General features: G+C 46.0%; 20 protein-coding genes. 12 read left to right on the top strand and 8 right to left on the bottom strand.

The genetic code is table 11. The features are described from left to right. Positions 1-36: 36 nt before the first annotated feature. The 3 genes from aat to infA all read left to right on the top strand — a co-directional run bounded on the left by aat (position 37) and on the right by infA (position 1748). Complete coding sequence (aat, locus tag RA178_RS10185) at positions 37-750, top strand: leucyl/phenylalanyl-tRNA--protein transferase (RefSeq protein WP_263195983.1); 714 nt, start codon at positions 37-39, stop codon at positions 748-750. Further along, positions 737-1447: an arginyltransferase gene (locus RA178_RS10180; protein WP_306685281.1), complete on the top strand. Its 711-nt coding sequence runs from the start codon at positions 737-739 to the stop codon at positions 1445-1447. Before aat ends, RA178_RS10180 begins: the two co-directional genes overlap by 14 nt. An 82-nt stretch (positions 1448-1529) precedes the next feature. Then, positions 1530-1748, top strand: a complete 219-nt coding sequence (gene infA / locus RA178_RS10175; protein ID WP_006081934.1) for a translation initiation factor IF-1 — start codon at positions 1530-1532, stop codon at positions 1746-1748. A 116-nt stretch (positions 1749-1864) separates the two neighbouring features. Here infA and clpA read toward each other — a convergent pair whose 3' ends face one another. Together clpA and clpS are read right to left on the bottom strand one after the other, a co-directional pair. Continuing rightward, entirely contained in the window at positions 1865-4132 is a 2268-nt protein-coding gene (gene clpA / locus RA178_RS10170; protein ID WP_263148401.1) for an ATP-dependent Clp protease ATP-binding subunit ClpA, read from the bottom strand. Between the two features lie 43 nt (positions 4133-4175). Next, complete coding sequence (gene clpS / locus RA178_RS10165) at positions 4176-4484, bottom strand: ATP-dependent Clp protease adapter ClpS (protein ID WP_006081936.1); 309 nt, start codon at positions 4482-4484, stop codon at positions 4176-4178. Positions 4485-4678: 194 nt separating this feature from the next. On the opposite strand from clpS, the gene cspD reads away from it, so the two are divergent. Then, positions 4679-4885 (top strand): cold shock domain-containing protein CspD, encoded by a 207-nt coding sequence (gene cspD, locus RA178_RS10160; protein WP_006081937.1) that lies wholly within the window; start codon positions 4679-4681, stop codon positions 4883-4885. Positions 4886-5205: 320 nt separating this feature from the next. Here the strand turns inward: cspD and RA178_RS10155 are convergent, their stop codons facing one another. Continuing rightward, complete coding sequence (locus tag RA178_RS10155; RefSeq protein WP_306685280.1) at positions 5206-7431, bottom strand: NADP-dependent isocitrate dehydrogenase; 2226 nt, start codon at positions 7429-7431, stop codon at positions 5206-5208. Positions 7432-7774: 343 nt separating this feature from the next. Between RA178_RS10155 and rluE the strand changes: the two genes are divergently transcribed. From rluE to RA178_RS10125, 6 genes are all read left to right on the top strand, one after another. Then, positions 7775-8560, top strand: coding sequence for a 23S rRNA pseudouridine(2457) synthase RluE (rluE, locus tag RA178_RS10150; protein WP_306685279.1), 786 nt, complete (start codon positions 7775-7777; stop codon positions 8558-8560). Positions 8561-8605: 45 nt separating this feature from the next. Continuing rightward, the gene (locus tag RA178_RS10145; protein ID WP_306685278.1) at positions 8606-9100 is read left to right on the top strand and encodes an NUDIX hydrolase; all 495 of its coding nucleotides are present in this window, start codon (positions 8606-8608) and stop codon (positions 9098-9100) included. Between the two features lie 324 nt (positions 9101-9424). Then, complete coding sequence (gene mnmA, locus RA178_RS10140) at positions 9425-10543, top strand: tRNA 2-thiouridine(34) synthase MnmA (RefSeq protein WP_173244504.1); 1119 nt, start codon at positions 9425-9427, stop codon at positions 10541-10543. Between the two features lie 3 nt (positions 10544-10546). Continuing rightward, positions 10547-11164 (top strand): high frequency lysogenization protein HflD, encoded by a 618-nt coding sequence (gene hflD, locus RA178_RS10135; RefSeq protein WP_131523325.1) that lies wholly within the window; start codon positions 10547-10549, stop codon positions 11162-11164. 29 nt (positions 11165-11193) lie between these two features. Continuing rightward, positions 11194-12564 (top strand): adenylosuccinate lyase, encoded by a 1371-nt coding sequence (gene purB, locus RA178_RS10130; RefSeq protein WP_263168946.1) that lies wholly within the window; start codon positions 11194-11196, stop codon positions 12562-12564. Between the two features lie 151 nt (positions 12565-12715). Further along, positions 12716-13855 (top strand): ribosomal protein uL16 3-hydroxylase, encoded by a 1140-nt coding sequence (locus tag RA178_RS10125; RefSeq protein WP_306685277.1) that lies wholly within the window; start codon positions 12716-12718, stop codon positions 13853-13855. A gap of 172 nt (positions 13856-14027) precedes the next feature. On the opposite strand, the gene RA178_RS10120 is transcribed toward RA178_RS10125, so the two are convergent. After that, entirely contained in the window at positions 14028-14477 is a 450-nt protein-coding gene (locus tag RA178_RS10120) for a DUF4826 family protein (RefSeq protein WP_011789106.1), read from the bottom strand. A gap of 280 nt (positions 14478-14757) precedes the next feature. Here RA178_RS10120 and RA178_RS10115 point away from each other — a divergent pair, with 280 nt between their 5' ends. Both RA178_RS10115 and RA178_RS10110 read left to right on the top strand, forming a co-directional pair. Beyond that, positions 14758-15792 (top strand): Glu/Leu/Phe/Val dehydrogenase dimerization domain-containing protein, encoded by a 1035-nt coding sequence (locus RA178_RS10115; protein ID WP_028759730.1) that lies wholly within the window; start codon positions 14758-14760, stop codon positions 15790-15792. Positions 15793-16004: 212 nt separating this feature from the next. Continuing rightward, positions 16005-16349, top strand: coding sequence for a hypothetical protein (locus RA178_RS10110; protein ID WP_011789104.1), 345 nt, complete (start codon positions 16005-16007; stop codon positions 16347-16349). A gap of 136 nt (positions 16350-16485) precedes the next feature. On the opposite strand, the gene RA178_RS10105 is transcribed toward RA178_RS10110, so the two are convergent. From RA178_RS10105 to ppsA, 4 genes are all read right to left on the bottom strand, one after another. Beyond that, positions 16486-16902 (bottom strand): MarR family winged helix-turn-helix transcriptional regulator, encoded by a 417-nt coding sequence (locus tag RA178_RS10105; RefSeq protein WP_028759729.1) that lies wholly within the window; start codon positions 16900-16902, stop codon positions 16486-16488. Positions 16903-17046: 144 nt separating this feature from the next. Beyond that, on the bottom strand, positions 17047-17520 hold the full coding sequence (locus tag RA178_RS10100; protein ID WP_212600194.1) for a DUF1285 domain-containing protein: 474 nt from the start codon (positions 17518-17520) through the stop codon (positions 17047-17049). A gap of 125 nt (positions 17521-17645) precedes the next feature. Next, complete coding sequence (gene ydiJ / locus RA178_RS10095) at positions 17646-20687, bottom strand: D-2-hydroxyglutarate dehydrogenase YdiJ (RefSeq protein ID WP_306685276.1); 3042 nt, start codon at positions 20685-20687, stop codon at positions 17646-17648. A 98-nt stretch (positions 20688-20785) separates the two neighbouring features. Further along, a complete protein-coding gene (ppsA, locus tag RA178_RS10090) occupies positions 20786-23155 on the bottom strand; it encodes a phosphoenolpyruvate synthase (protein WP_028759726.1) in 2370 nt (789 codons plus the stop codon). Positions 23156-23191 lie beyond the last annotated feature (36 nt).

Below are 23191 nucleotides of genomic sequence, written 5' to 3'. Positions count from 1 at the left end.
TTAATAATAAGGTCTATAACTAAATCATACTCAATTGTGAAGTCACTGTCTTTCCTGAATCACGAATTTGACGCTTTTCCTTCGCCCGAGCTCGCCTTAACCGATCCTAATGGTTTATTGGCTATCGGCGGCGACTTACGTCCTGAACGTTTACTCTCTGCTTACTACAACGGTATTTTTCCTTGGTTTAATTCTGACGATCCCATCCTATGGTGGTCACCGGATCCCCGCGCCGTGTTTATTCCAGGTGAAATTCACATCAGCACCAGCCTGCGTAAATACTTAAAAAAACAACCTTGGCGGATCACAATCAATCACGCTTTCACCGATGTGATGGCTGGATGCGCGCAGCCAAGAGAAAAACAGAGCGGCACTTGGATCACCCAAGAAATTCAAATGGCCTATCGCGAATTGCATCACACAGGTCATGCCCACTCCATTGAAGTGTGGGAAGGTGAACGTTTAATCGGTGGGCTTTACGGCTTAGCGATCGGCCAAGTATTTTGCGGCGAATCCATGTTTCACCGTAAAACCAATGCGTCCAAGGCCGCCGTTGCAGCACTGCAACAACATTTACTCAAGATGGGATTCAAACTCATCGACGCACAAGTGATGAATCCCCACCTAGAAAGTTTGGGAGCTAAAGCTATTAAACGCATTGATTTTATAATGTTACTGAGCGAACTGAGAAACAATCCCGTGGACCCAAATACTTGGGCCACTAAAGAGGTCATCCTTGAACTCGAGTAAAGCATCGATCGCTATCGGTATCAGTCAAATATTTCCCTGCAGCTACCTTGATGGCCAGCAGGAGCAGCTACTCGTCATCCAAGAAGATACGCTCGATCCTATTTTATTTGAGCGTTTGCTCGCGGTAGGTTTTCGCCGCAGTGGTAGCTCTATCTACAAACCACGCTGCCCTAGATGCAGTGCATGCCAACCAATCCGTGTGCCAACGCATGAATTTGTCCCATCGAAACGCCAAAAACGCACTTTAGCAAAAAACCAAGATCTGACCTGGCGAATTACATCGGAGCAAACCGCCGAGCAATATACGCTATATGAACATTATATTCGTGAGCGACATTTTGACGGCCCCATGTTTCCCCCGAGTGAAGATCAATATAATCACTTTCTTTTTTGCCATTGGTTACCGCCAACGTTTATCGAAGTCTATGATGGAAATAAATTATTGGCAGTTGCGGTCACTGATAGTTTACCCAATAGTCTTTCGGCAATTTACAGCTATTTTGACCCCGACGAAGAACATCGCTCCCTCGGCGCACTGTTAATTTTAATTCAGTGTCGACTGGCGAAACTCATGAATAAAGAATTTGTTTATCTCGGATATCAAATAGATGAAAACCGTAAGATGTCTTACAAGCGTTTGTATCGCCCTTATCAAATTCTGACACCGACGGGCTGGGAGTATTCCCAAGTTTGCTAAGTACTTCCCCTTTACAGCGGGGGGAATTTGGGGCATGATACGCCCGTTTTTTATATTCGAAGGCTAATGGGATAATTAATTAATGGCGAAAGAAGACAACATTGAAATGCAAGGCACTATCCTTGAAACCTTGCCAAACACAATGTTTCGTGTAGAGCTTGAAAATGGTCATGTGGTGATAGCCCACATTTCAGGCAAAATGCGTAAAAACTACATCCGGATCCTCACTGGCGATAAAGTTACCGTCCAGCTGACTCCTTATGATCTGACCAAAGGTCGCATTGTCTTCCGCGCACGCTGATATAGCCTCTTAGATTTAAAAACCCGGCAAGGCCGGGTTTTTTTGTTTGCGAAAGATGAAAAAAATGGCTGCAATTGCAGCCATTTTTATGTCTAAAACTAATGGATAATCAAGCATTAAGCTTTTGTTGTCGCTTTTTCGTGACGTTCGGTACGAATGACAATCTCGCCCTCCTTCACATCCACATACGCAACACCGCCTGACTCTAAGACACCAAATAAGATCTCGTCTGCCAATGGACGTTTGATCAATTCGGTCACGACCCGAGCCATTGGACGTGCACCCATGTTCTTATCGTAGCCTTTCTCGGCCAACAAGGTTCTGGCTTCGTCGCTGACTTCCAAAGTAACGTGTTTTGCATCCAACTGTGCCTGCAATTCCACCAAGAATTTATCGACCACTTTGGCGATAATCGTCATATCCAAATGATTGAACCAAATGATGGAATCGAGACGATTTCGAAATTCTGGCGAAAATACTCGATTAATTTCAGATAATGCATCTTGGGTGTGATCTTGCTGGGTAAAGCCAATAGACTTACGAATAGTCTCCTGTACACCCGCGTTAGTGGTCATCACCAAAGTCACATGTCTGAAGTCAGCCTTACGACCATTATTATCGGTCAAAGTACCGTGATCCATCACCTGCAACAGCAGGTTATAGACATCACGGTGAGCCTTCTCTATTTCATCCAATAGCACGACACAGTGCGGATTTTTAATCACAGCATCCGTGAGCAAACCACCTTGGTCATAACCCACATAACCAGGAGGCGCACCAATCAGGCGTGACACTGTATGGCTTTCCATGTACTCAGACATGTCAAAGCGCACCAGTTTCATCCCCAAGCAGTTGGCCAGTTGGTTAGTGACTTCGGTTTTACCCACACCGGTTGGACCGGCGAATAAGAAGCTCCCCACAGGTTTTCTGTCAGCACCTAAGCCACTGCGCGATAAGCGAATGGCCGAACTCAGACTCTCAATGGCCTTATCTTGGCCAAAGACCACCATCTTAAGGTTACGCTCAAGGTTACGCAGTAAGTCCTTATCAGTAGCGGATACCGACTTCTCAGGGATACGTGCCATTTTCGCCACAATCGACTCAATCTCGGCCTGGCCTATGGTCTTTTTACGTTTGCTCATAGGCAGCATCACCATACGCGCACCCGCTTCATCAATCACATCGATGGCTTTATCGGGTAAATGCCTGTCGTTGATGTGCTTGGCCGACAATACTGCAGCGCTGCTGATCGCGGCCTGAGTATAACGAACCCCATGATATTCTTCGTATTTAGACTTAAGCCCCATCAAAATCTTAGTGGTTTCTTCCACTGAAGGCTCATTGATATCCACCTTTTGGAAACGACGTGCAAGTGCGCGGTCTTTCTCAAAAATACTTTGATATTCTTGGAAAGTAGTCGAGCCCATGCAACGCAAATTGCCGCTAGATAGCAAAGGTTTCAGTAGATTAGAGGCATCCATTACGCCGCCAGAGGCCGCGCCCGCACCGATAATGGTGTGGATCTCATCGATGAATAGGATGGCATGCTTATCCGCCGCCAGTTCTTTTAACAGGTTCTTAAAGCGTTTTTCAAAGTCGCCGCGATACTTAGTTCCCGCCAGCAGTGAACCTAAATCTAAGGAATACACTGTCGCTTCAAGCATTACATCGGGTACTTGTTTATTGACAATGCGATACGCTAACCCTTCGGCAATCGCCGTTTTACCTACACCCGCCTCACCCACTAACAGTGGATTATTTTTACGGCGACGGCACAGGGTTTGAATCGCGCGCTCAATTTCTTGGTCGCGACCAATCAGTGGGTCGATGATCCCTTGCTTTGCAAGTTGATTTAAGTTGGACGCAAATTGCGACAACATACTGCGCTCTTCGCTGCCTTCGCCCTGATCTTCAACACGTTCTTGATCTTGATGTGACTCAGCATCATCATTTTTGGCGAAACCATGGGAAATAAAATTCACTACATCGAGGCGACTAATGTCGCAGCGGCGCAGTAAATACACGGCTTGGGATTCTTGCTCACTGAAAATGGCAACTAACACGTTAGCGCCGTTCACTTCATTGCGACCCGATGACTGCACATGGAATACTGCCCGTTGCAGCACTCGCTGGAACCCAAGCGTCGGCTGAGTTTCTTTGTCATCATCAATATCGGCAATGATTGGGGTTGTTTGTTGGATAAAGCTTGCCACTTCATCTCTGAGTTTATCTAGATTCGCTCCACAGGCGATTAACGCTTCTTGAGCCGCAGGATTGTCGATCAGAGCTAATAACAGATGTTCCACTGTCATATACTCGTGACGCGCGTCTCTGGCTTGCTGAAACGCCAGATTTAAGGTGACTTCCAGATCTTTGTTCAGCATAAGCACCCCCAAAATTAACAACAGACTACAGAGTAAAGCGGTTTTATGCTTTCTCTAACGAACACAGTAACGGATGTTGGTTTTGTCTTGCAAATTGATTTACTTGTATCACCTTAGTTTCTGCAATCCCAAACGGGAAAATACCGCAAATTCCTTTTCCTTGGTGATGGATCGTCAACATGATATCGGTCGCTTCCTGCTCGTTCTTGCGAAAGAAAACCTGCAAAACTTCAATCACAAAATCCATTGGGGTGTAATCATCATTATTGAGTACCACCTTATACATCGAAGGCGGCATTAACTCTGATTCGACACGTTCTTCAACGTGTTCAATATTTCCTATCTTTGCCATTTTTTAATACTAGCCTCTCGTGTTGGCCTCTTCCAATTGATCCGTTCAAATTAATCAGTTGTTACCCCTTTGTTAATTTTAGCTTGACTTCCGCATTTACTCCTTACATTCTGTTGTGCAGACGGTGAACGAATACCCGTCTATACAGGTTTTACTATCTTACTGGTAAGTAGACAACAGAAGGAAGTGGAAGTATGGCAAGCGGAACTGTTAAATGGTTCAACAACGCCAAAGGATTCGGGTTTATTTGCCCTGATCAAGGTGGTGAGGACGTTTTTGCACACTATTCTACCATTGAAATGGAAGGCTATCGAACTCTAAAAGCAGGCCAACCCGTTCAATTTGAAGTAGAAGCCGGTCCAAAAGGGATGCACGCTTCAGCCATTTCACCAACAAAATAACGTTTGGTGAGGCCAATGATCTAAAAGGCAGGGACTTGTCCCTGCCTTTTTATTGCTGCGTGTTTCATCAATTCTCACCACTTAATACTGCATCGCTCATCATCATTTCGCATGAATTTAATTCAAGTTCAATCGCCGCACATCACCCATTACATCCCAGCAAAAAGATTTTATCATCGGTCTCGACAGCAAATTTAGGGTATAAAAAAGGATCTGCAATGCAGACCCTTTTTTAAAATCAGTCTAATGACTTACAACTTTACATCAACTTAGATGGCCACACTGACGCGCACGCCATCTAAAAGTGATAACGAGCGGGATTAAGCAATCAACAGCTTGTTCAACGTCTCGCTTGGGCGCATGGCTTTTTCAGCCTTAGCCGCATCTAAACGGTAGTAACCGCCTAAATCGACTGGTGCACCTTGTGCCGTCGCTAATTCAGCCACAATCACTTGCTCATTCGCCGCTAGCGCATGCGCTAACGGAATGAAGTGAGCTTGTAACTGCTCATCGCCCGTTTGCGCTGCTAAGGCTTGTGCCCAGTACATGGCTAAGTAGAAATGACTGCCACGGTTATCCAGCTCACCGACTCTTCTTGATGGCGATTTATTGCTATCTAAGAATTGGCCAATGGCTTGATCTAACGTATCGGCTAACACTTGGGCTTTTGGATTGCCCACGGTTTGGCTTAAATGCTCAAGAGACGCTGCCAGAGCCAAGAATTCACCGAGCGAATCCCAACGTAAGTGACCTTCTTTCTCAAGCTGTTGCACGTGTTTAGGTGCACTACCGCCAGCACCTGTTTCAAATAGACCGCCGCCGTTCATTAATGGAACGATTGACAGCATTTTGGCACTGGTGCCCAGCTCGAGGATGGGGAACAAGTCAGTCAAGTAGTCACGTAGAACGTTACCCGTAACTGAAATGGTATCTTTGCCTTCTTTGATGCGAGCCAAAGACAAACGCGTCGCGTCTTCTGGAGACATAATGCTGATGTCTAAGCCATCAGTATCATGCTCTGGCAGATACTGCTGCACTTTTGCAATGATTTGCGCATCGTGGGCACGTTTGCTATCTAACCAGAATACCGCTGGAGTATTGCTTAAACGGGCACGGCGCACGGCCAGTTTAACCCAATCACGGATTGGTGCGTCTTTAACTTGACACATTCTCCAGATATCGCCCGCTTCGACGTTATGGCTCATCAATACCTTACCGCTGGCATCAACAACGTTGACCACACCGTCAGCAGGAATTTCAAAGGTCTTATCGTGGCTGCCGTACTCTTCGGCTTTTTGCGCCATCAAGCCCACGTTTGGCACGCTGCCCATGGTTTTAGGATCAAAAGCGCCGTGCTCTTTACAGAAAGCAATCGTTTCTTGGTAGATACCGGCATAACAACGATCGGGGATCATGGCTTTAGTGTCATGCAGTTGACCGTCTGGTCCCCACATTTGGCCAGATGAACGAATCGCAGCAGGCATAGACGCATCGATAATGATGTCGCTTGGCACGTGTAAGTTGGTGATACCTTTGTCAGAATCAACCATAGCCAATGCGGGACGCGCAGCGTAAACGGCGGCGATATCGGCTTCGACTTCAGCGCGGCTATCAGCAGGTAATGTCGCTATTTTGGCATAAACATCACCAAAACCGTTGTTAACATCTACGCCTAATTCAGCGAAAAGCGCCGCATGTTTGTCAAATACTGGCTTGAAGAATACCTTCACAGCGTGACCAAACATAATAGGATCAGACACTTTCATCATAGTGGCTTTCAGATGCAGCGATAACAGCACATCTTCTGCTTTGGCGTTTTCGATTTCACGCTCATAGAAGCTCACTAAGGCTTTTTTACTCAACACCGCAGCATCGATGATTTCGCCAGCCAGCAACTTAAGACTGGACTTGAGTACTACTTCTTGACCCTCTTTTTGGGTCAGCACGATATTCACACTGCCCGCATCAGATAAAGTAACAGACTGTTCGCTGCCGTAGAAATCACCGTCAGTCATGTGGGCAACGTGTGACTTGGAATCTTTGGCCCATTTCCCCATGGAATGCGGGTTTTTCTTGGCGAAGTTTTTCACCGATAATGGGGCACGGCGATCTGAGTTACCTTCACGCAGTACTGGGTTTACCGCACTGCCTTTAATCTTGTCGTAACGTGTTTTAATTGACTTTTCAGCGTCGGTTTTTGGCTCATCCGGATAATTAGGGATGTCGTAACCTTTTTGCTGCAGTTCAAGGATACAGGCTTTTAATTGTGGGATCGAAGCACTGATATTCGGTAACTTGATGATGTTCGCTTCTGGCTGATTCGCTAACTCGCCAAGCTCAGTCAGATGGTCGCCAATCTTTTGTGCTTCGGTCAGTTGCTCAGGGAAACTGGCAATAATACGGCCCGATAACGAGATATCACGGGTTTCAACAGCAACGCCCGCGGCGTCGGTAAACGTTCTGATAATAGGTAAGAGTGAGAGGGTGGCCAGTGCTGGCGCTTCGTCTGTTTCAGTGTAAATAATTGTTGATGAGTTATCTTTCATGTTACATCCTACATTATTGTAAAATTTAATATTTTTTATAATAATTTTATAGCATGGCGAACAAATCTGAGCACAGGGAAAATATCAATCAAGGCAATCGACCACGCCCTCACCTTTCAAATTCTCAATGCCCTTCTGTCTTTGCGCGCAAGCTAAAATTTGTTACAACGACTCATTAAAACCTAATAAACATTTAGGCACAGATCACATTTTCTGGCCGACATCATAGAGCATTCGCAATAATATTCAAATTCCACTAACGGCGAATGCCAAGTACACTATGACCACATTAACGACTCAATCAAGTCAGGTAAGCGTGTCTCAACCTCCTGTTAGCAAAAGTATGAACAAAAACAAGTTTCAACCTAAAGGTGCCAATGCCAGCGCAAGTTCCCCAGCCAAGAGCCCGATTAAACCCGCTAAGCCCGCCAGCAGAGGCCCTGCCAACCGCGCTACCGCCGTAGATAGCAAAGTGGCGCCAGCACGAAATGCCAATGGCAGTTTAAAGAAAGAACCCTTTAAAAATCCTAATCGACGCGCAATTGCGGCGGCAAAACCGGTGCAGAACCAAACGCTCGCACCGATTATTGTGCTGTTTAATAAACCTTTTGATGTACTTTGCCAGTTTACCGATGAACAAGGTCGCAAAACCCTAAAAGACTATATCCCGATTGCTGACGTGTATGCCGCAGGCCGCTTAGACAGAGACAGTGAAGGCTTATTGCTGCTGACCAATGACGGTCAATTACAGGCAAGGCTGACAGAGCCAAAAAAGAAAACCTTTAAAACCTATTGGGTGCAAGTAGAAGGCGTACCGACGGAAGATGTACTGACAAAACTGCGCCAAGGTGTTGAATTAAATGATGGTATAACGCTGCCAGCTAAAGTCAAAATTATGGATTCACCCGACGTTTGGCCACGTAATCCACCGGTGAGAGAGCGCAAAAATATCCCAACAACTTGGCTAGAAATCCAAATTCATGAAGGCCGCAACCGCCAAGTCAGACGCATGACAGCGCATATCGGTTTTCCGACCTTAAGATTAATCCGTTATAAAATAGGCCAATGGAGTCTAGATAATTTGCCATCGGGTGAGCATAAATGCATCCGTCTCGGTGATGAAGTCTAAATTTCAGCCTAATTTTTGCGTTCCAATCCACTCAAAGGAGGCTCCATGAGTCAAAGATATAAACCCCATGTGACCGTCGCTTGTATTGTTCATGCAACTTCACAGGACAAATATCTGATGGTAGAAGAGTGGATTGAAGGCGAGCAACGCTTTAATCAGCCCGCGGGTCACTTAGAAGCGAATGAAAGCTTGATCCAAGCCTGTGAGCGCGAAGTGTTTGAAGAAACGGGGTTATCACTCAAAGCCCAAGGACTAGTCGGCATTTATCAACTCAGCACCAGTGAAGACTTAGCCTTTGTGCGCTTTACTTTTTTCGTACAGTTAGATGATATGCCCTCACCTGCGCCGCAGGATAAAGCGATCCACAGTGCGCATTGGTTAAGTCTTGCGCAGATAGAAGCCAAGTCCTCTTTACTGCGCAGTCCCTTAGTACTCGATTGCTTAAAAGACTATCTCAATCAGGCACAAAATGGCCAAACTTATCCCCTTAGCTTACTCAATAGTGACCGCCTCACGATAGCCCAAGCGAGCAAGGCGTGATAGAATACCGCCCCGCATAAACGGCTGGCTAAGCTTAATGCGTGTGCTACTGCAGAGGCCTTGTACAGCAAATAAATAGTTGGCTGTAAATGCGAGGTTTACTGACAGTTTACGGACTCATTTTATTTGATAGCGCTGGCAAAGTTTGATTTAGCAATCAGCAGCACAGCACCTAGATGTAAAGTTAGCTTGGATTTAAAGTGAGCTTGGATTTTTAGTTAGCCCATATTTTTAGTTAGGTTAGGTATTTTTGTTACGCGCTCAATGTCGCGGCTTAAATTCATCCACCTAGCCAACACACATACTCAATGGTTTTTAGGATTTATGACATCAATCGAACCCACTCATACAGGAAAAAAAGTCATTGTCGGCATGTCCGGCGGTGTAGATTCATCTGTTTCAGCCTATTTGCTTATGCAGCAAGGCTATCAGGTTGAAGGCCTTTTCATGAAGAACTGGGAAGAAGATGACAACAACGAGTACTGCGCGGCCGCAGAAGATTTAAAAGATGCCCAAGCCGTATGCGACAAGCTCGGGATCAAGCTACACACAGTCAACTTTGCTGCCGAATATTGGGACAATGTATTTGAGTATTTCCTCGCTGAATACAAAGCCGGGCGCACGCCAAATCCCGATATCATGTGCAACAAAGAAATCAAATTTAAGGCATTTTTAGAATTTGCCGATGAAATCCTCGACGCCGATTACATCGCAATGGGCCACTATGTTCGCCGTCGCGATAACAGCGACGGCAGTACGCAAATGCTCCGTGGCGTTGATGGCAATAAAGATCAAAGTTATTTCCTCTACACCCTTAGCCATGAGCAAGTTGCCCGAAGCCTGTTCCCTGTCGGTGAGCTCGAAAAACATCAAGTTCGTGAAATTGCGAAAGAAATGGGCTTAATCACCCATGACAAAAAAGACAGTACTGGCATCTGCTTTATCGGTGAGCGCAAGTTCACTGAATTTCTAGGGACTTATTTACCGGCGCAGCCTGGCAATATCGAAACCCCAGAAGGCGAAGTCATAGGCACGCACCAAGGACTCATGTACCACACCTTAGGCCAACGTAAAGGCTTAGGCATTGGCGGCATGAAAAACAGCAATGACGATCCTTGGTATGTGGTCGATAAAGATCTTGAGCGTAACGTATTGATCGTGGGTCAAGGCGGACACCATCCCCGTTTGATGTCGACCGGCATGACAGTTAACCAACTGCATTGGGTGGATAGAACTGGGCCTGTCGATGGTTGTCATATCGCAGTGAAAACCCGTTATCGCCAACAAGATGTGCCTTGTACATTAACCTACACAGATGAACACACCTTGCGCGTGGTCTTCGATGAACCTGTTGCGGCGGTGACGCCTGGACAGTCTGCGGTATTTTATGATGGTGAAGTCTGCCTAGGTGGCGGCATCATAGATCAATTAATCCGAGGGTAAAGCGTGAACGAGCAACTCATTAATCGGACTATGGCGTTTGCAGGCATACTGCAAGCCATTGCCCAAGTTCAACATTTAGCGCGCCATGGCGAATTGGATAATGCCGAGCTCGCAGCGAGCTTAAACACCATTCTCGTCACCAATCCTGACAATACGGCCGATGTCTACCAAGATAAAATCGTATTGCAAAAAGGCTATAAGCTGATCCTGAACCAGCTCGGTGATAGCAGCCAAAAAGATGTTGAAATCACCCGCTATTTAGTGGGCGTGTTGGCGTTAGAGCGAAAATTAGTTCGCTCTAACAGCGGCTTAGGCATGTTGGCTGAACGTATTAATCAAGTGAATCGCCAGCTACATCATTTTGCCATCACAGATGAGCAAGTCGTTGCCAATCTTGCCAGCATTTACAGTGACATCATCAGTAATTTAGGGCCAAAAATCCAAATATCGGGTAATCCTGTGTGTTTGCAGCGCCCTATTGTACAACATAAAATTCGTGCTCTGCTGCTTGCCGCTATACGCAGCGCAGTACTGTGGCGTCAGTTGGGCGGTAAACGTCGACACTTAGTCTTCGCCCGCAAAGCCATAGTCGATACAGCCAAGAAAAGTCTTACCCTATAATAAAATTAGCGTTCATCAAGGAGCTACACATGGATCTTTCCGCACTAACTGCTATCTCTCCGGTAGACGGTCGTTATGGTAGTAAAACCGCGTCATTGAGAGGGATTTTCAGCGAGTTCGGTCTTACCAAGTACCGTGTTCAGGTTGAAATCAATTGGCTAAAACTGTTAGCCGACTGTCCAGACATTAGCGAAGTGCCAACATTGAGCGCGTCAGCTATCGCCGTGCTCGATGGCATTAAAGACAATTTCAACGAACAAGATGCGCTGCGTGTTAAGGCTATCGAAAGCACCACTAACCACGATGTGAAAGCGGTTGAATATTTCATCAAAGAAAAAATCGCCGACAATGCCGAGTTAGCCGCTGTAGGTGAGTTTGTTCACTTTGCCTGTACCTCTGAAGATATCAATAACTTAAGCCACGGTTTAATGTTGACTGAAGCCCGTGAACAAGTATTACTGCCCTACTGCAACGAGTTACTGACTGCGATTAAAAAGCTGGCGATTGAATATCGCTCTGTGCCGTTAATGTCACGCACCCATGGCCAACCCGCGTCCCCATCGACGCTCGGTAAAGAGATGGCGAACGTCGCAGTGCGCCTTGAACGTCAAATCAAACAAATCGCCAATGTTGAAATCATGGGCAAACTGAACGGTGCCGTAGGTAACTACAATGCTCACCTGTCAGCCTATCCTGAAGTTAATTGGCATGAGCTGTCTGAGCGTTTTGTGACTAGCCTTGGCTTGCACTGGAATGCCTACACGACGCAAATCGAGCCACACGATTACATTGCCGAATTGTTTGATGCGGTTGCCCGTTTCAACACTGTGCTGATTGACTTTGACCGTGATATTTGGGGTTACATCGCCCTAGGTCACTTCAAACAACGCACTATCGCTGGTGAAATCGGTTCATCGACTATGCCGCACAAAGTTAACCCAATCGATTTTGAAAACTCTGAAGGTAACTTAGGTATCGCTAACGCCCTGATGCAACATTTAGCGTCTAAGCTGCCGCTATCAAGATGGCAACGTGACTTAACTGACTCGACTGTACTGCGTAACTTAGGCGTGGGTATTGCCCATGCGTTGATCGCGTATCAAGCGACCTTAAAAGGCATCAGCAAGTTAGAAGTTAACGAAGCGCATCTGCGTGATGAACTCGATCACAACTGGGAAGTGTTAGCAGAACCCGTACAAACGGTGATGCGTCGTTATGGCATTGAAAAGCCATACGAAAAATTAAAAGAACTGACGCGCGGTAAACGTATCGACGCGCAGCAACTGTCAGTGTTTATTGACGGACTTGAATTACCAGACTCAGTGAAAGCTGAACTGAAGAAAATGACGCCCGCCAATTACATTGGTCGCGCCGAAACGTTTGTCGACGAACTGAAGTAAGTTTTTAACTAAACTTAGTTTTTAACTGAACTTAGTTATTAGCTGAACTTAGTTATTAGCTGAAATTGGCGATGGACAATACTCTTTCATAAACAGAAATAAGGATTAAGGCGACTCACATCACCGCGATGTGGTCGCCTTTTTTAACACTATGTATACACTCAATCTCGATATCGCCCAGTTTCTTAGTGAGTACTGGCAAAAGAAACCCCTGCTGATCAAAAAAGCGTTTCCGCAGTTTGAAGATCCAATCAGCGCCGACGAACTAGCAGGTCTTGCCTGTGAAGAAGAAATCTCTTCACGCATCGTCGTCACCAAAGACAATGATTGGGAAGTAGTGCAAGGTCCGTTTGAAGATTACGACAGCTATGGCGAAACCCATTGGCAGTTATTAGTGCAAGCAGTCAACCATTGGTATCCAGATTCGCAACCATTAGTTGAAGCTCTACGCTTTTTACCTGACTGGCGCTTCGATGACTTGATGGCCTCATTTGCAACTCCAAGTGGCGGTGTCGGCCCACACGTCGATAACTATGATGTGTTTATCATTCAAGGCGAAGGTGAGCGTCGCTGGACTGTGGGTGACAATACCCCGCAACAACGCCGTGGCGGCAATCCAAACTCGCCGCTGGTTGAAGACTTCACACCCATTATCGATGTAGTGTTAGAAAAAGGCGACATGCTTTATATTCCACCTGGTTTCCCACACTGCGGCGAAACCCTAACTGTGGCAATGAGTTACTCGATTGGTTTCCGCGCTCCTAGCCAGCAAGAATTGGTCAGTGAAGTCGCCGATTATTTGCTCGACAATAACTTAGGTCAGCAGCGTTTCACGTCGCAAACTGAGCCGAGTTCAGCCGGTATCGTCAGCCAAGATCACCAAGTGGGCATAATGTCACTCTTGAGTCAACTGAGCCAAGATCCCAATAGCTACCAAATCGTGTTAGGTAAGTTGCTCAGTCAAAACCGTTTCGAGCTTGACTTGTGTGAAAGCGAAGAAGCTTACAGCATTGAAGATTTGCAAGATGCCTTCGCCCAAGGTGCTGGCGTCAACCGTATCGGCGGTTTGAAAGTATTGCGCCTTGAAAATGACGCCACGCCGCGATTATTCATCAATGGTGATGTGCACGAACTGCTAAATACACCGGCAGATGTGATCGCACAGTTGAGCGATAACGTCAGCTTAAACGCCGATGAAGCGACTGAAATATGTCAACATGAAGAAGTCCAAGCCTTACTGTTGAAACTCATCAATCAAGGTTTCTACTACTTGAGCGACAGCGAAGAATAAGCCCTATCGACTCTGCTCGATGACCTTTTTCTTAATATAAAGTGTAAATAAAACATCAACATAAATAAGGCACTCAATTGAGTGCCTTATTATTTCAATTATCAGTATCAATCGACACAAGTGACTGTATTAACTCAATACTATCTAAATACAATCCTTAACTCATTTGAGTTTAAGCATTCCACAGTTTATCGTCGTTGTGCATACGATATAAACTCTCGGCACGCGATACTAATAATTGAGCAAATTTAGCCTGAGTGGCATCACGGGTTGCACCCGAACGCACTAAGTTTTCCGCCTGCATTTGCCACATCATAGAGAAATGACGCACGGCATCACGGGCCGTCGCCGCCACTTTGACATCGACAAAATCCGACGGTAAATCACCTGACATCACCCAATAGGTTTTGTTGCTTGGGCGCTTTGATTCCATCTTCCAAATCGCCATATAAGGCGCAAGATAACGGCTTTCATCGGCTAGGACTTTGCTTGGGATCACGCCTTTTTCAGCGAGAAAACGATTGGCTTTTTGAAATTGAGTTCTGACCCACTCTTGACGCAGCTTTTCTATTTCTTCAGCTGATAAATTTTGTTGAGTTTGGTCGACAGCTTGTTCAGTCATACTTCCGTCCTATCTTATTGTTATAACGCGAGCCTAATTCTTGGGATCAGTGCGCGATTCATTCTATTCGTTACGTTAAATTCAGTACAATCCATTCTTAATCGCAAAGCTTACGTTTACGTAAAGTGGAAAGCTAAATTGCCACAAATAATGTATTTATTCGGTCATTATGCATGGTTGAGAGTATCGCTAAATGCTATGGTTCTGCAATAAATATAACAAGCAGTCGATAGAGGCTCACCTCGTCGGCTTTTTCATTGTGTATAGCGGAGAAATTCACGTGGCTGTATTTAATCATGTATCCTTTGACGAACATGAACAGGTTGTATTCTGTCATGATAAAGAAAGTGGCTTAAAGGCCATTGTCGCCATCCATAACACCAACCTAGGCCCTGCCGTGGGTGGATGCCGGATGTGGAATTACCAATCGGATGATGAAGCCCTGACTGACGTATTACGCCTCTCTCGTGGCATGACTTATAAAAATGCCCTAGCAGGTTTAACCATGGGCGGTGGTAAATCCGTGATCATTGCCGATCCGAAAAGACAAGATCGCGAAGCGCTGTTCCGTGCCTTTGGCCGTTTGATTAACAGCCTAGGTGGCCGCTACTATTCAGCGGAAGATGTTGGCACTACTACGGCTGATATTATGATCGCCCATGAAGAAACCCCTTATATGGCGGGTCTTGAAGGTAAAAGTGGCGATCCATCACCGTTCACAGCCCTTGGCACTTATTTAGGCATCAAAGCTGCGGTTAAACATAGACTTGGTTTAGACAGCCTTAAAGGCCTTAAAATCGCCGTTCAAGGCGTCGGTCACGTTGGCTATTACCTGTGCAAACACTTGCATAACGAAGGCGCAGAACTGATTGTTACTGACATTCATCAAGCCTCATTAGACAAAGTCGCTACCGACTTTGGTGCCATTGTTGTCGCGCCTCAAGAAATCTACGCGCAAGATGTGGATGTGTATGCCCCTTGTGCCCTTGGCGCAACCTTAAACGATGCAACCTTACCGCAACTAAAAGCCAAAATTGTTGCTGGCTGTGCCAACAACCAATTAGCCGAAGTACGCCACGGTGAACAACTGAAAGAAATGGGCATACTGTACGCGCCAGACTATGTGATTAACGCAGGCGGCATTATCAACGTGTCGTTCGAAAAAGATTACGACGCAGCAAAATCGACGGCTAAAGTAGAAGAAATTTACAACACGCTGCTGAAAATATTCAGCCAAGCCGATGCGCAGAACCGTACAACCGGCGCCGTGGCTGATGAAATGGCGAAAGCCATTATCGAAGCCGCTAAGCAGTAATTTTTCTACGCGTTTATTATTTTTTATGCCCGTCAAATATTGAAAAAAGCGACCTCTGGTCGCTTTTTTGTTATCTAAAATTTAATCTATCACTAAGCTCATGGTTTAGCCGCGCTTTTAATTTCGACACAGAATATTCATTTAATCACGCTGGAAAACGTCATATTTGTCTGCTTGAATTAGTCTATCAGGTCCCAGCACAGGATAGCGCTATGATCCGTTTCAAATATGATCTCAACCAAGATGTGGTAGAACTGCAAGCCAGCAATTGGAGTGGTTTAGAGCGGGTCTTCGTTAATGGCCAGATGGTGTCGCACAAGCTTAACTTTAAGCCTCAAAGCGAGCATACCATTCAGCTTAAAGACGGCGCGCCTTGCAAGTTTGAACTGCTTATCGATCCCCAAACTGATGAACTCATGTGCCGAATTTATAAGCAACATAGACTCGTCGCTAGCCTAAAACAAGGCAAAGAAAATTTATTAGCCAGCCGGCGTTATTTACAGCACTCAGTGATAGCCGTCAGTCTGCTTTGCGTCTTTGCACTTTACTTGAATTAATCAAACCAGTTTAATCCCGCAAAGTGAGGCATAGTGGGTGGGATTAAACTGGGAAAATGATTTAGATAACCACATACAGATAGCAGTGAAAACGGCTAAACCACAGTTTCCCTCCATACCCATTAGATTCAAAATTTCAAGCCAAACGGTTGATTTTATTTAATAGTAAAATGAATGTCTGTTGTTCATCTTCACTTAGATTTGACAGGAATTTTTCATTGACCCGCTCAGCTTCGCAGATAAGATCTTGCTCTAATGCTTTGGCTTCATCGGTCAAAAAGATTTGGAAAGCACGCCGATTATCGACTTCTTGATGACGAGTAATAAGACCTTGCACCTGCAACTGATCGAGTAAGCGCGTCATAGTGTAATTTGCCACATCGCAACGCTTAGACAATTCAGTTTGGCTTATGCCCTCTTCTTGCCACAAAGCAAACAGCACAGGCCACAGTTTTATATCGAGTTGATATCGCTTAAGATGCAGATCAAGCTCATTTTGCAGCTCGATATTTAAGTGGGATACAAGATAGCCTAAGCTTTCATGACGATTCAAACAGCACCTCCTACAGCAAAGGTTTAACGCGTTTTCACTTACTCTGCACGCCATCATAGGAACCCAGAGTTAGTTTTAATACTACCACTTAACCCATAATAAACTAGCTTAGACCACAGCAAATTATGCGATTAACCTACGAGCTCATTCCTCATCTAGATCAGATAAATTGAATTCATTCACAAAATTATAGTAACAGGCCCGACCTAATTTGCCCCATAAACCGCGCTCAAGCGGCAAATAAACACTGTCATCGGTGAGCTTCATCTGTTTTATATCGACTTTATGATGCTGTGTTTCAATACTGGTTCTTACATTGAGCAGCGAATGGGGTTGCGCTCGCTCGAAATCGACAATCAGTAAGGGAGCATCTTCAACCCGCACTCGCACCTTCTCCACTGGGGTAATTAAGAAATACTCATCATCGATGCAATGTAAAATACTGGCGAACAACTTAGCAAACTTTGCTGGCAGCGATGTGCCTAGATATGTCCAATCACCCAAGGCGTTAATGTCAAACAATGGGACTTCACTGCACAATGGCACAACCGAGGTTAGCCTACTATCAGCGGCGAATTGTTTGAGCGTGTGTTGAATACTGTCAGTCATCTTTTCCATCTAGGCCTCCATCATCCATAAAAAAACCAGCCTTGCGGCTGGCTTTAGTGTGACATTCAACACTGGGATATACCAGTGAGGATAATTACGATCTGACTAGCGCAATCAAAACGACATAAACACCACTAGATATTTACTAACTCGAGTAAGGCCTCAAGTGGATGCTTTGGCTTGTATCCGGCAAAACGTTTTACCTGACTACGGCACGAATAGCCAGACACTAACACTTGCGGCTGCTCAATTTTCGCTAGCGTTTGCTGCCAAGACATATCAAACAAGGCCTTAGAGCGCTCGAGGTTTTCTGCCTCATGACCATAGGTTCCCGCCATACCACAACAACCTAAATTGACTGCGGTTAACTTAGCGCCAAAATGGGCAAAGATTTTAGTCCACTCATTGGCGGTATTTGGCTTGGCCGTCGATTCGGTACAATGACTAAACCAAGTATATTGCTTACCTTGCGCAGCTTTTGCAGGTAAATCTTTGATGACATTCAGTAGCCATTCGTTGGCTAACTTGACCTCAAAATTACCGCGATTAGCCCCTAAGACTTCACGGTATTCATCGCGATAACACAAGACTAAGGCAGGATCGATACCGACCATGGGCATGCCCAGTTTATGGACTTGGTTCAGAAAGTCCGCACTCGACTGCGCCGTTTTAGCAAACTTATCTAAAAATCCCTTGATATGTGTTGGCTTACCATTGGGTTTGTAGGGCAATAACACCGGCTTTAAGCCGAGTTTTTCAATCAATTGGATAAAGCGCAGCACAAGACCTGAATCATAGAAACTGTTAAAGGGATCTTGTACCACCAACACAAACTGCGAGCGCTTCTCTTCTGGAATCGCTTGCAACGCAGCTAAGTCGTAACCGCGGCTTGCATGACCATCGAGTCTTTGCTTCAAAGTCGGCACAGATAACGCAGGCGCATCCACATAACCAATCGCCTGTTTAATCACCCATTGGCTCAATGGATTTTGTGCAACAAAGTTAGTGAGACGCGGTGCCGCGGCCATCAGTGGCAAGCTATCTTCAATTCCTGCAACGAGATAGTCTTTCGCGGGTCTTAAATAGCGTTGATAGTAAATATTGAAGAACTGCGCCCTAAACTTAGGCACATCCACTTTAACCGGACATTGTCCAGAGCAGGCTTTACAGGCTAAACAGCCCTTGAGCGATTCCATCACCTCGTGGGAGTAATCATAATCACGTTTGGCATTGATGGTATTTTGTATGCGCTGCAATATACCAAAAGGTTTCGCTTTTGCGAGGGCATTAACATCAACCCCTTCAGCCTCAAGCAGTCTTAGCCACTCTCTCATGAGCCCTGCACGCCCCTTAGGTGACTGCACTCTATCACCGGTCACCTTAAACGATGGGCACATGGGCGAATAGCTACTGTAATTAAAACACAGGCCATTACCGTTACAATTCATCACATCGGGGAACGCATCACGCACATCAACGGGGATTTGTCGATCAAACTTACCGCGCTTAGCACTGTCGACATCGTAATAGAGGGCACCTGTATCTTTAGGCGCCACCAGCTTGCCGGGATTGAGTCGGTTTTCGGGGTCAAACAAACCTTTAATATCTTGCAACACACCGAAAAGTTCATCACCAAAGACAGCTGGACCGTATTCACCGCGCACGCCTTTACCGTGCTCGCCCCACATTAGGCCGCCGTATTTAAGTGTCAGTGCCGCGACTTGATCAGAAATGACTCGTAGTAATTTTTCATCTTCAACATCGCACATATCGAGCGCGGGTCGCACATGCAACACGCCCGCATCCACATGGCCGAACATACCGTATTGCAGATTATGCCCGTCGAGTAACGCGCGAAACTCCATAATGTAATCGGCGAGTTTTTCGGGCGGTACCGCAGTATCTTCAGCAAAGGCGATAGGCTTACGGCGACCTTTAGTGGCGCCGAGTAAGCCAACGGCTTTTTTACGCATGCCGTAAATTTTTTCGATACTCGGCTTATCTTGCGTCACTTGGTAACCCAACACACCGCACTCGCCTTTGCTGATCTGCTCAGTTAACACAGCTTCCAAACTCGCGAGCTTTTGCTCAACTTCGACCGTGTCACCTGCAAATTCGACCATATTGAGGCCATCAATAACTTTACCTGGCACTTCTTGGATAAGATCAGCCACCGAATGCCAGACAATATCTTCACGGGCTAAGTTAAGCACTTTTGAATCGACGGTTTCGACCACAGTCGCCCGCGCGGCAACTAAAGATGGCGCATGACGCAATGCCGATTGGAACGAATCGTACTTAATGTTCACCATAGCGCGCTCAGTCGGCAGCGGGGTGAGATTGAGTTTGGCTTCGGTTATCACCGCAAGCGTGCCCTCTGAGCCCGTCAGAATTCGTGATAAATCGAATTGCGTCAGGTTGTCGTTCCACACGTGTTTTAAGTCATAGCCGGTGAGGAAACGATTGAGCTTCGGAAATTGGTTTTCAATCTGAGTACGCTTTTCACGGCATACCGCCGCCACAGCAGAAATCAGTTTCTGCCCCAGCGGATTATCACTGACATTATCGGGGTTACACAGTAGTCCCGCATCTAGGGGATGCGTATCCAGCACACTGCCATCGATCAACACGCTGCGCAGCGCCAGCACGTGATCTGACGTCTTACCATAGACCAGTGAGCCCGCACCCGAGGCATCGGTATTGATCATGCCACCAATAGTGGCGCGGTTTGAAGTGGATAAATCGGGACTAAAAAAGAATCCATGGGGACGCAATGCATCGTTAAGCGCATCTTTAATCACGCCAGCTTCGACTCGAACCCAACCTTGCTCAGCATTCACTTCGAGCACACGGTTCATGTAACGCGACACATCCAAAATCAAACCATGGGTCAGAGATTGTCCGTTGGTGCCCGTACCACCGCCCCGCGCACTGAAGGTCACGCTGCGAAATGCGTCTGTAGCAGCCAGCGTCAATGCAATTTGAATATCCTGCTGATTTTTAGGATAAAGCACGGCTTGAGGCAAAAATTGATATACAGAGTTGTCGGTGGCTTGCACTAAACGGGCGCTGTAACGTTTGTCTATATCACCGGAATACTCACTTTGCTCCAGTGCATCAAGGTATGCCAAATACACTGGCTCTAATGTTTGTTGATGTGATAGCAGGGGTAGCATAGATGGCTTCTGTCAATTATCGTTATGGCGCCATTATAAACAAAAAAAAGCCGCTAAAAAGCGGCTTTTTTAACAAGTTTATAAAATTACTATCTAGATCAACCGTGCGCTTCGGCTAAATACAACCAAGTATCAATCACAGTATCAGGGTTTAATGACACTGTATCTATGCCTTGTTCTACCAACCAAGCGGCAAAATCAGCGTGATCTGAAGGACCTTGACCACAAATACCTATGTAAGCGCCCTTCGCTTTAGCCGCTTTAATGGCTAATGAGAGTAGCATTTTAACGGCTTCATCACGCTCATCGAATAAATGGCTAATGATACCTGAGTCACGGTCAAGGCCGAGTGTCAGCTGAGTTAAATCGTTTGAGCCGATAGAGAAGCCATCGAAATGCTCAAGGAATTGGTCTGCTAACAGGGCGTTTGAAGGCACTTCACACATCATGATGACACGTAAACCGTCTTTACCACGTTCTAAACCTTGCTCTTTGAGCAAGCCGACCACTTGCTCAGCTTCTTTCACTGTGCGAACGAATGGGATCATGACTTCAACGTTTTTCAGACCCATGTCATTACGAACGCGTTTGATCGCTTCACACTCAAGGGCAAAACAGTCACGGAAAGATTCAGAGATATAACGGCTCGCACCGCGGAAGCCCAGCATTGGGTTCTCTTCTTCTGGCTCGTATCGGTCACCACCAACCAAGTTTGCGTATTCGTTAGACTTAAAGTCTGACATACGTACGATCACTTTCTTCGGATAGAAAGCTGAACCGATAGTCGCAATACCTTCAACCAGACGGGCAATGTAGAACTCAACAGGTGATTCGTAACCAGCAATCATTTCGTTGATTTCAGTTTGCAGCGCTGCATCCTGTTGATTGAATTCGAGCAGTGCTTTCGGATGAATACCAATCATACGGTTGATGATGAATTCTAAACGCGCTAGACCCACACCTTCGTTTGGCAAACGAGCAAAATCAAATGCACGATCAGGGTTACCCACGTTCATCATGATTTTCATTGGCAATGCAGGCAGAGAGTCAACACGGTTTGAAATCACTTCAAACTCTTGTTTACCTTCGTAGATAAAGCCAGTGTCACCTTCGGCGCAAGAAACAGTCACGATTTGACCATTCTTGATACGGTCAGTCACGTCACCACAACCCACCACCGCTGGCACACCTAATTCGCGGGCGATAATTGCCGCATGACAGGTACGACCGCCACGGTTTGTGACGATAGCACTTGCGCGCTTCATGATAGGTTCCCAATCAGGATCTGTCATGTCTGTCACTAACACATCACCAGGTTGGATTTGATCCATATCGGCGATTGAGGTTAATACTTTGGCTACACCAGTACCCACTTTATGGCCAATAGCGCGACCTTCACAGATCACAGCGCCACGGCTCTTTAAGTGATAACGTTCAATCAATTGCACATCTTCACGGCTACGAACCGTTTCTGGACGCGCTTGAACGATATACAATTTGCCATCATTGCCGTCTTTTGCCCATTCGATGTCCATTGGACGACCGTAATGCTTTTCGATCACCATGGCTTGTTTGGCTAATTCTTCAACTTCAGCGTCATTGATAGAGAATTGACGACGTTTGTCAGCAGTAACATCTTCAATTTTGACTTGTTTGCCGTGAGCAGCATCATCTGAATACACCATTTGGATGAGCTTGCTACCGATATTACGGCGCACAACAGCCTTGTGACCTAAGGCTAAAATAGGTTTATGAACATAAAATTCATCTGGGTTTACCGCGCCTTGAACAACCATTTCACCCAGACCAAAAGATGAAGTGATAAACACCACATCATTATTGCCAGATTCAGTGTCCATAGTGAACATCACACCTGAAGCCGCTTTATCTGAACGAACCATGCGTTGTACGCCAGCAGACAAGGCAACACCGTGGTGCTCATAACCTTGATGCACACGGTAGGAAATAGCGCGATCGTTAAAGAGTGAAGCGTACACATGCTTGATCGCTGTCAGTACGGATTCAAATCCTTTTACGTTTAAGAAGGTTTCTTGCTGACCCGCAAAAGAGGCATCTGGCATATCTTCAGCTGTTGCAGAAGAACGTACCGCGAATGACGCTTCGCTAGTTTCAGCGGCAAGTTTATCGTAAGCTTCACGAATCGCTTGCTCTAATGCTGGTTGAAATGGAGTGTCGATAACCCACTGTCTGATCTGTGCACCTACTTTAGCCAGCGCATTGACATCATCTACATCCAGTGTGGCTAGAATGTCATAAATCTTCTGGTTAACTCCGCTTTGTTCAAGGAACTCGTTGAACGCATGGGAAGTTGTCGCAAATCCGCCAGGTACTTGAACACCGGCATTGGCCAGATTGCTGATCATCTCGCCTAGAGAAGCATTTTTACCGCCAACCAAGTTGACGTCACCCATGCCTAATTCTTGATACCAGAGTACGTATTGCTGCACAGTTCTATCTCCGCAAGTTTATTTCAGTGGCCCCTT

The organism is Shewanella oncorhynchi, assembly GCF_030848765.1.
GTDB classification, from domain to species: domain Bacteria; phylum Pseudomonadota; class Gammaproteobacteria; order Enterobacterales; family Shewanellaceae; genus Shewanella; species Shewanella oncorhynchi.
The sequence above is the reverse complement of the archived record's forward strand: the minus strand, read 5'-3'. Positions and strand labels throughout refer to the sequence as shown.

Coding starts and splice junctions, on each gene's coding strand:
- infA (WP_006081934.1), top strand. CDS start 1,530: ATGGCGAAAGAAGACAACATTGAAATGCAAGGCACTATCCTTGAAACC.
- clpA (WP_263148401.1), bottom strand. CDS start 4,132: ATGCTGAACAAAGATCTGGAAGTCACCTTAAATCTGGCGTTTCAGCAA.
- clpS (WP_006081936.1), bottom strand. CDS start 4,484: ATGGCAAAGATAGGAAATATTGAACACGTTGAAGAACGTGTCGAATCA.
- cspD (WP_006081937.1), top strand. CDS start 4,679: ATGGCAAGCGGAACTGTTAAATGGTTCAACAACGCCAAAGGATTCGGG.
- RA178_RS10155 (WP_306685280.1), bottom strand. CDS start 7,431: ATGAAAGATAACTCATCAACAATTATTTACACTGAAACAGACGAAGCG.
- rluE (WP_306685279.1), top strand. CDS start 7,775: ATGAACAAAAACAAGTTTCAACCTAAAGGTGCCAATGCCAGCGCAAGT.
- RA178_RS10145 (WP_306685278.1), top strand. CDS start 8,606: ATGAGTCAAAGATATAAACCCCATGTGACCGTCGCTTGTATTGTTCAT.
- mnmA (WP_173244504.1), top strand. CDS start 9,425: ATGACATCAATCGAACCCACTCATACAGGAAAAAAAGTCATTGTCGGC.
- purB (WP_263168946.1), top strand. CDS start 11,194: ATGGATCTTTCCGCACTAACTGCTATCTCTCCGGTAGACGGTCGTTAT.
- RA178_RS10125 (WP_306685277.1), top strand. CDS start 12,716: ATGTATACACTCAATCTCGATATCGCCCAGTTTCTTAGTGAGTACTGG.
- RA178_RS10120 (WP_011789106.1), bottom strand. CDS start 14,477: ATGACTGAACAAGCTGTCGACCAAACTCAACAAAATTTATCAGCTGAA.
- RA178_RS10110 (WP_011789104.1), top strand. CDS start 16,005: ATGATCCGTTTCAAATATGATCTCAACCAAGATGTGGTAGAACTGCAA.
- RA178_RS10100 (WP_212600194.1), bottom strand. CDS start 17,520: ATGGAAAAGATGACTGACAGTATTCAACACACGCTCAAACAATTCGCC.
- ydiJ (WP_306685276.1), bottom strand. CDS start 20,687: ATGCTACCCCTGCTATCACATCAACAAACATTAGAGCCAGTGTATTTG.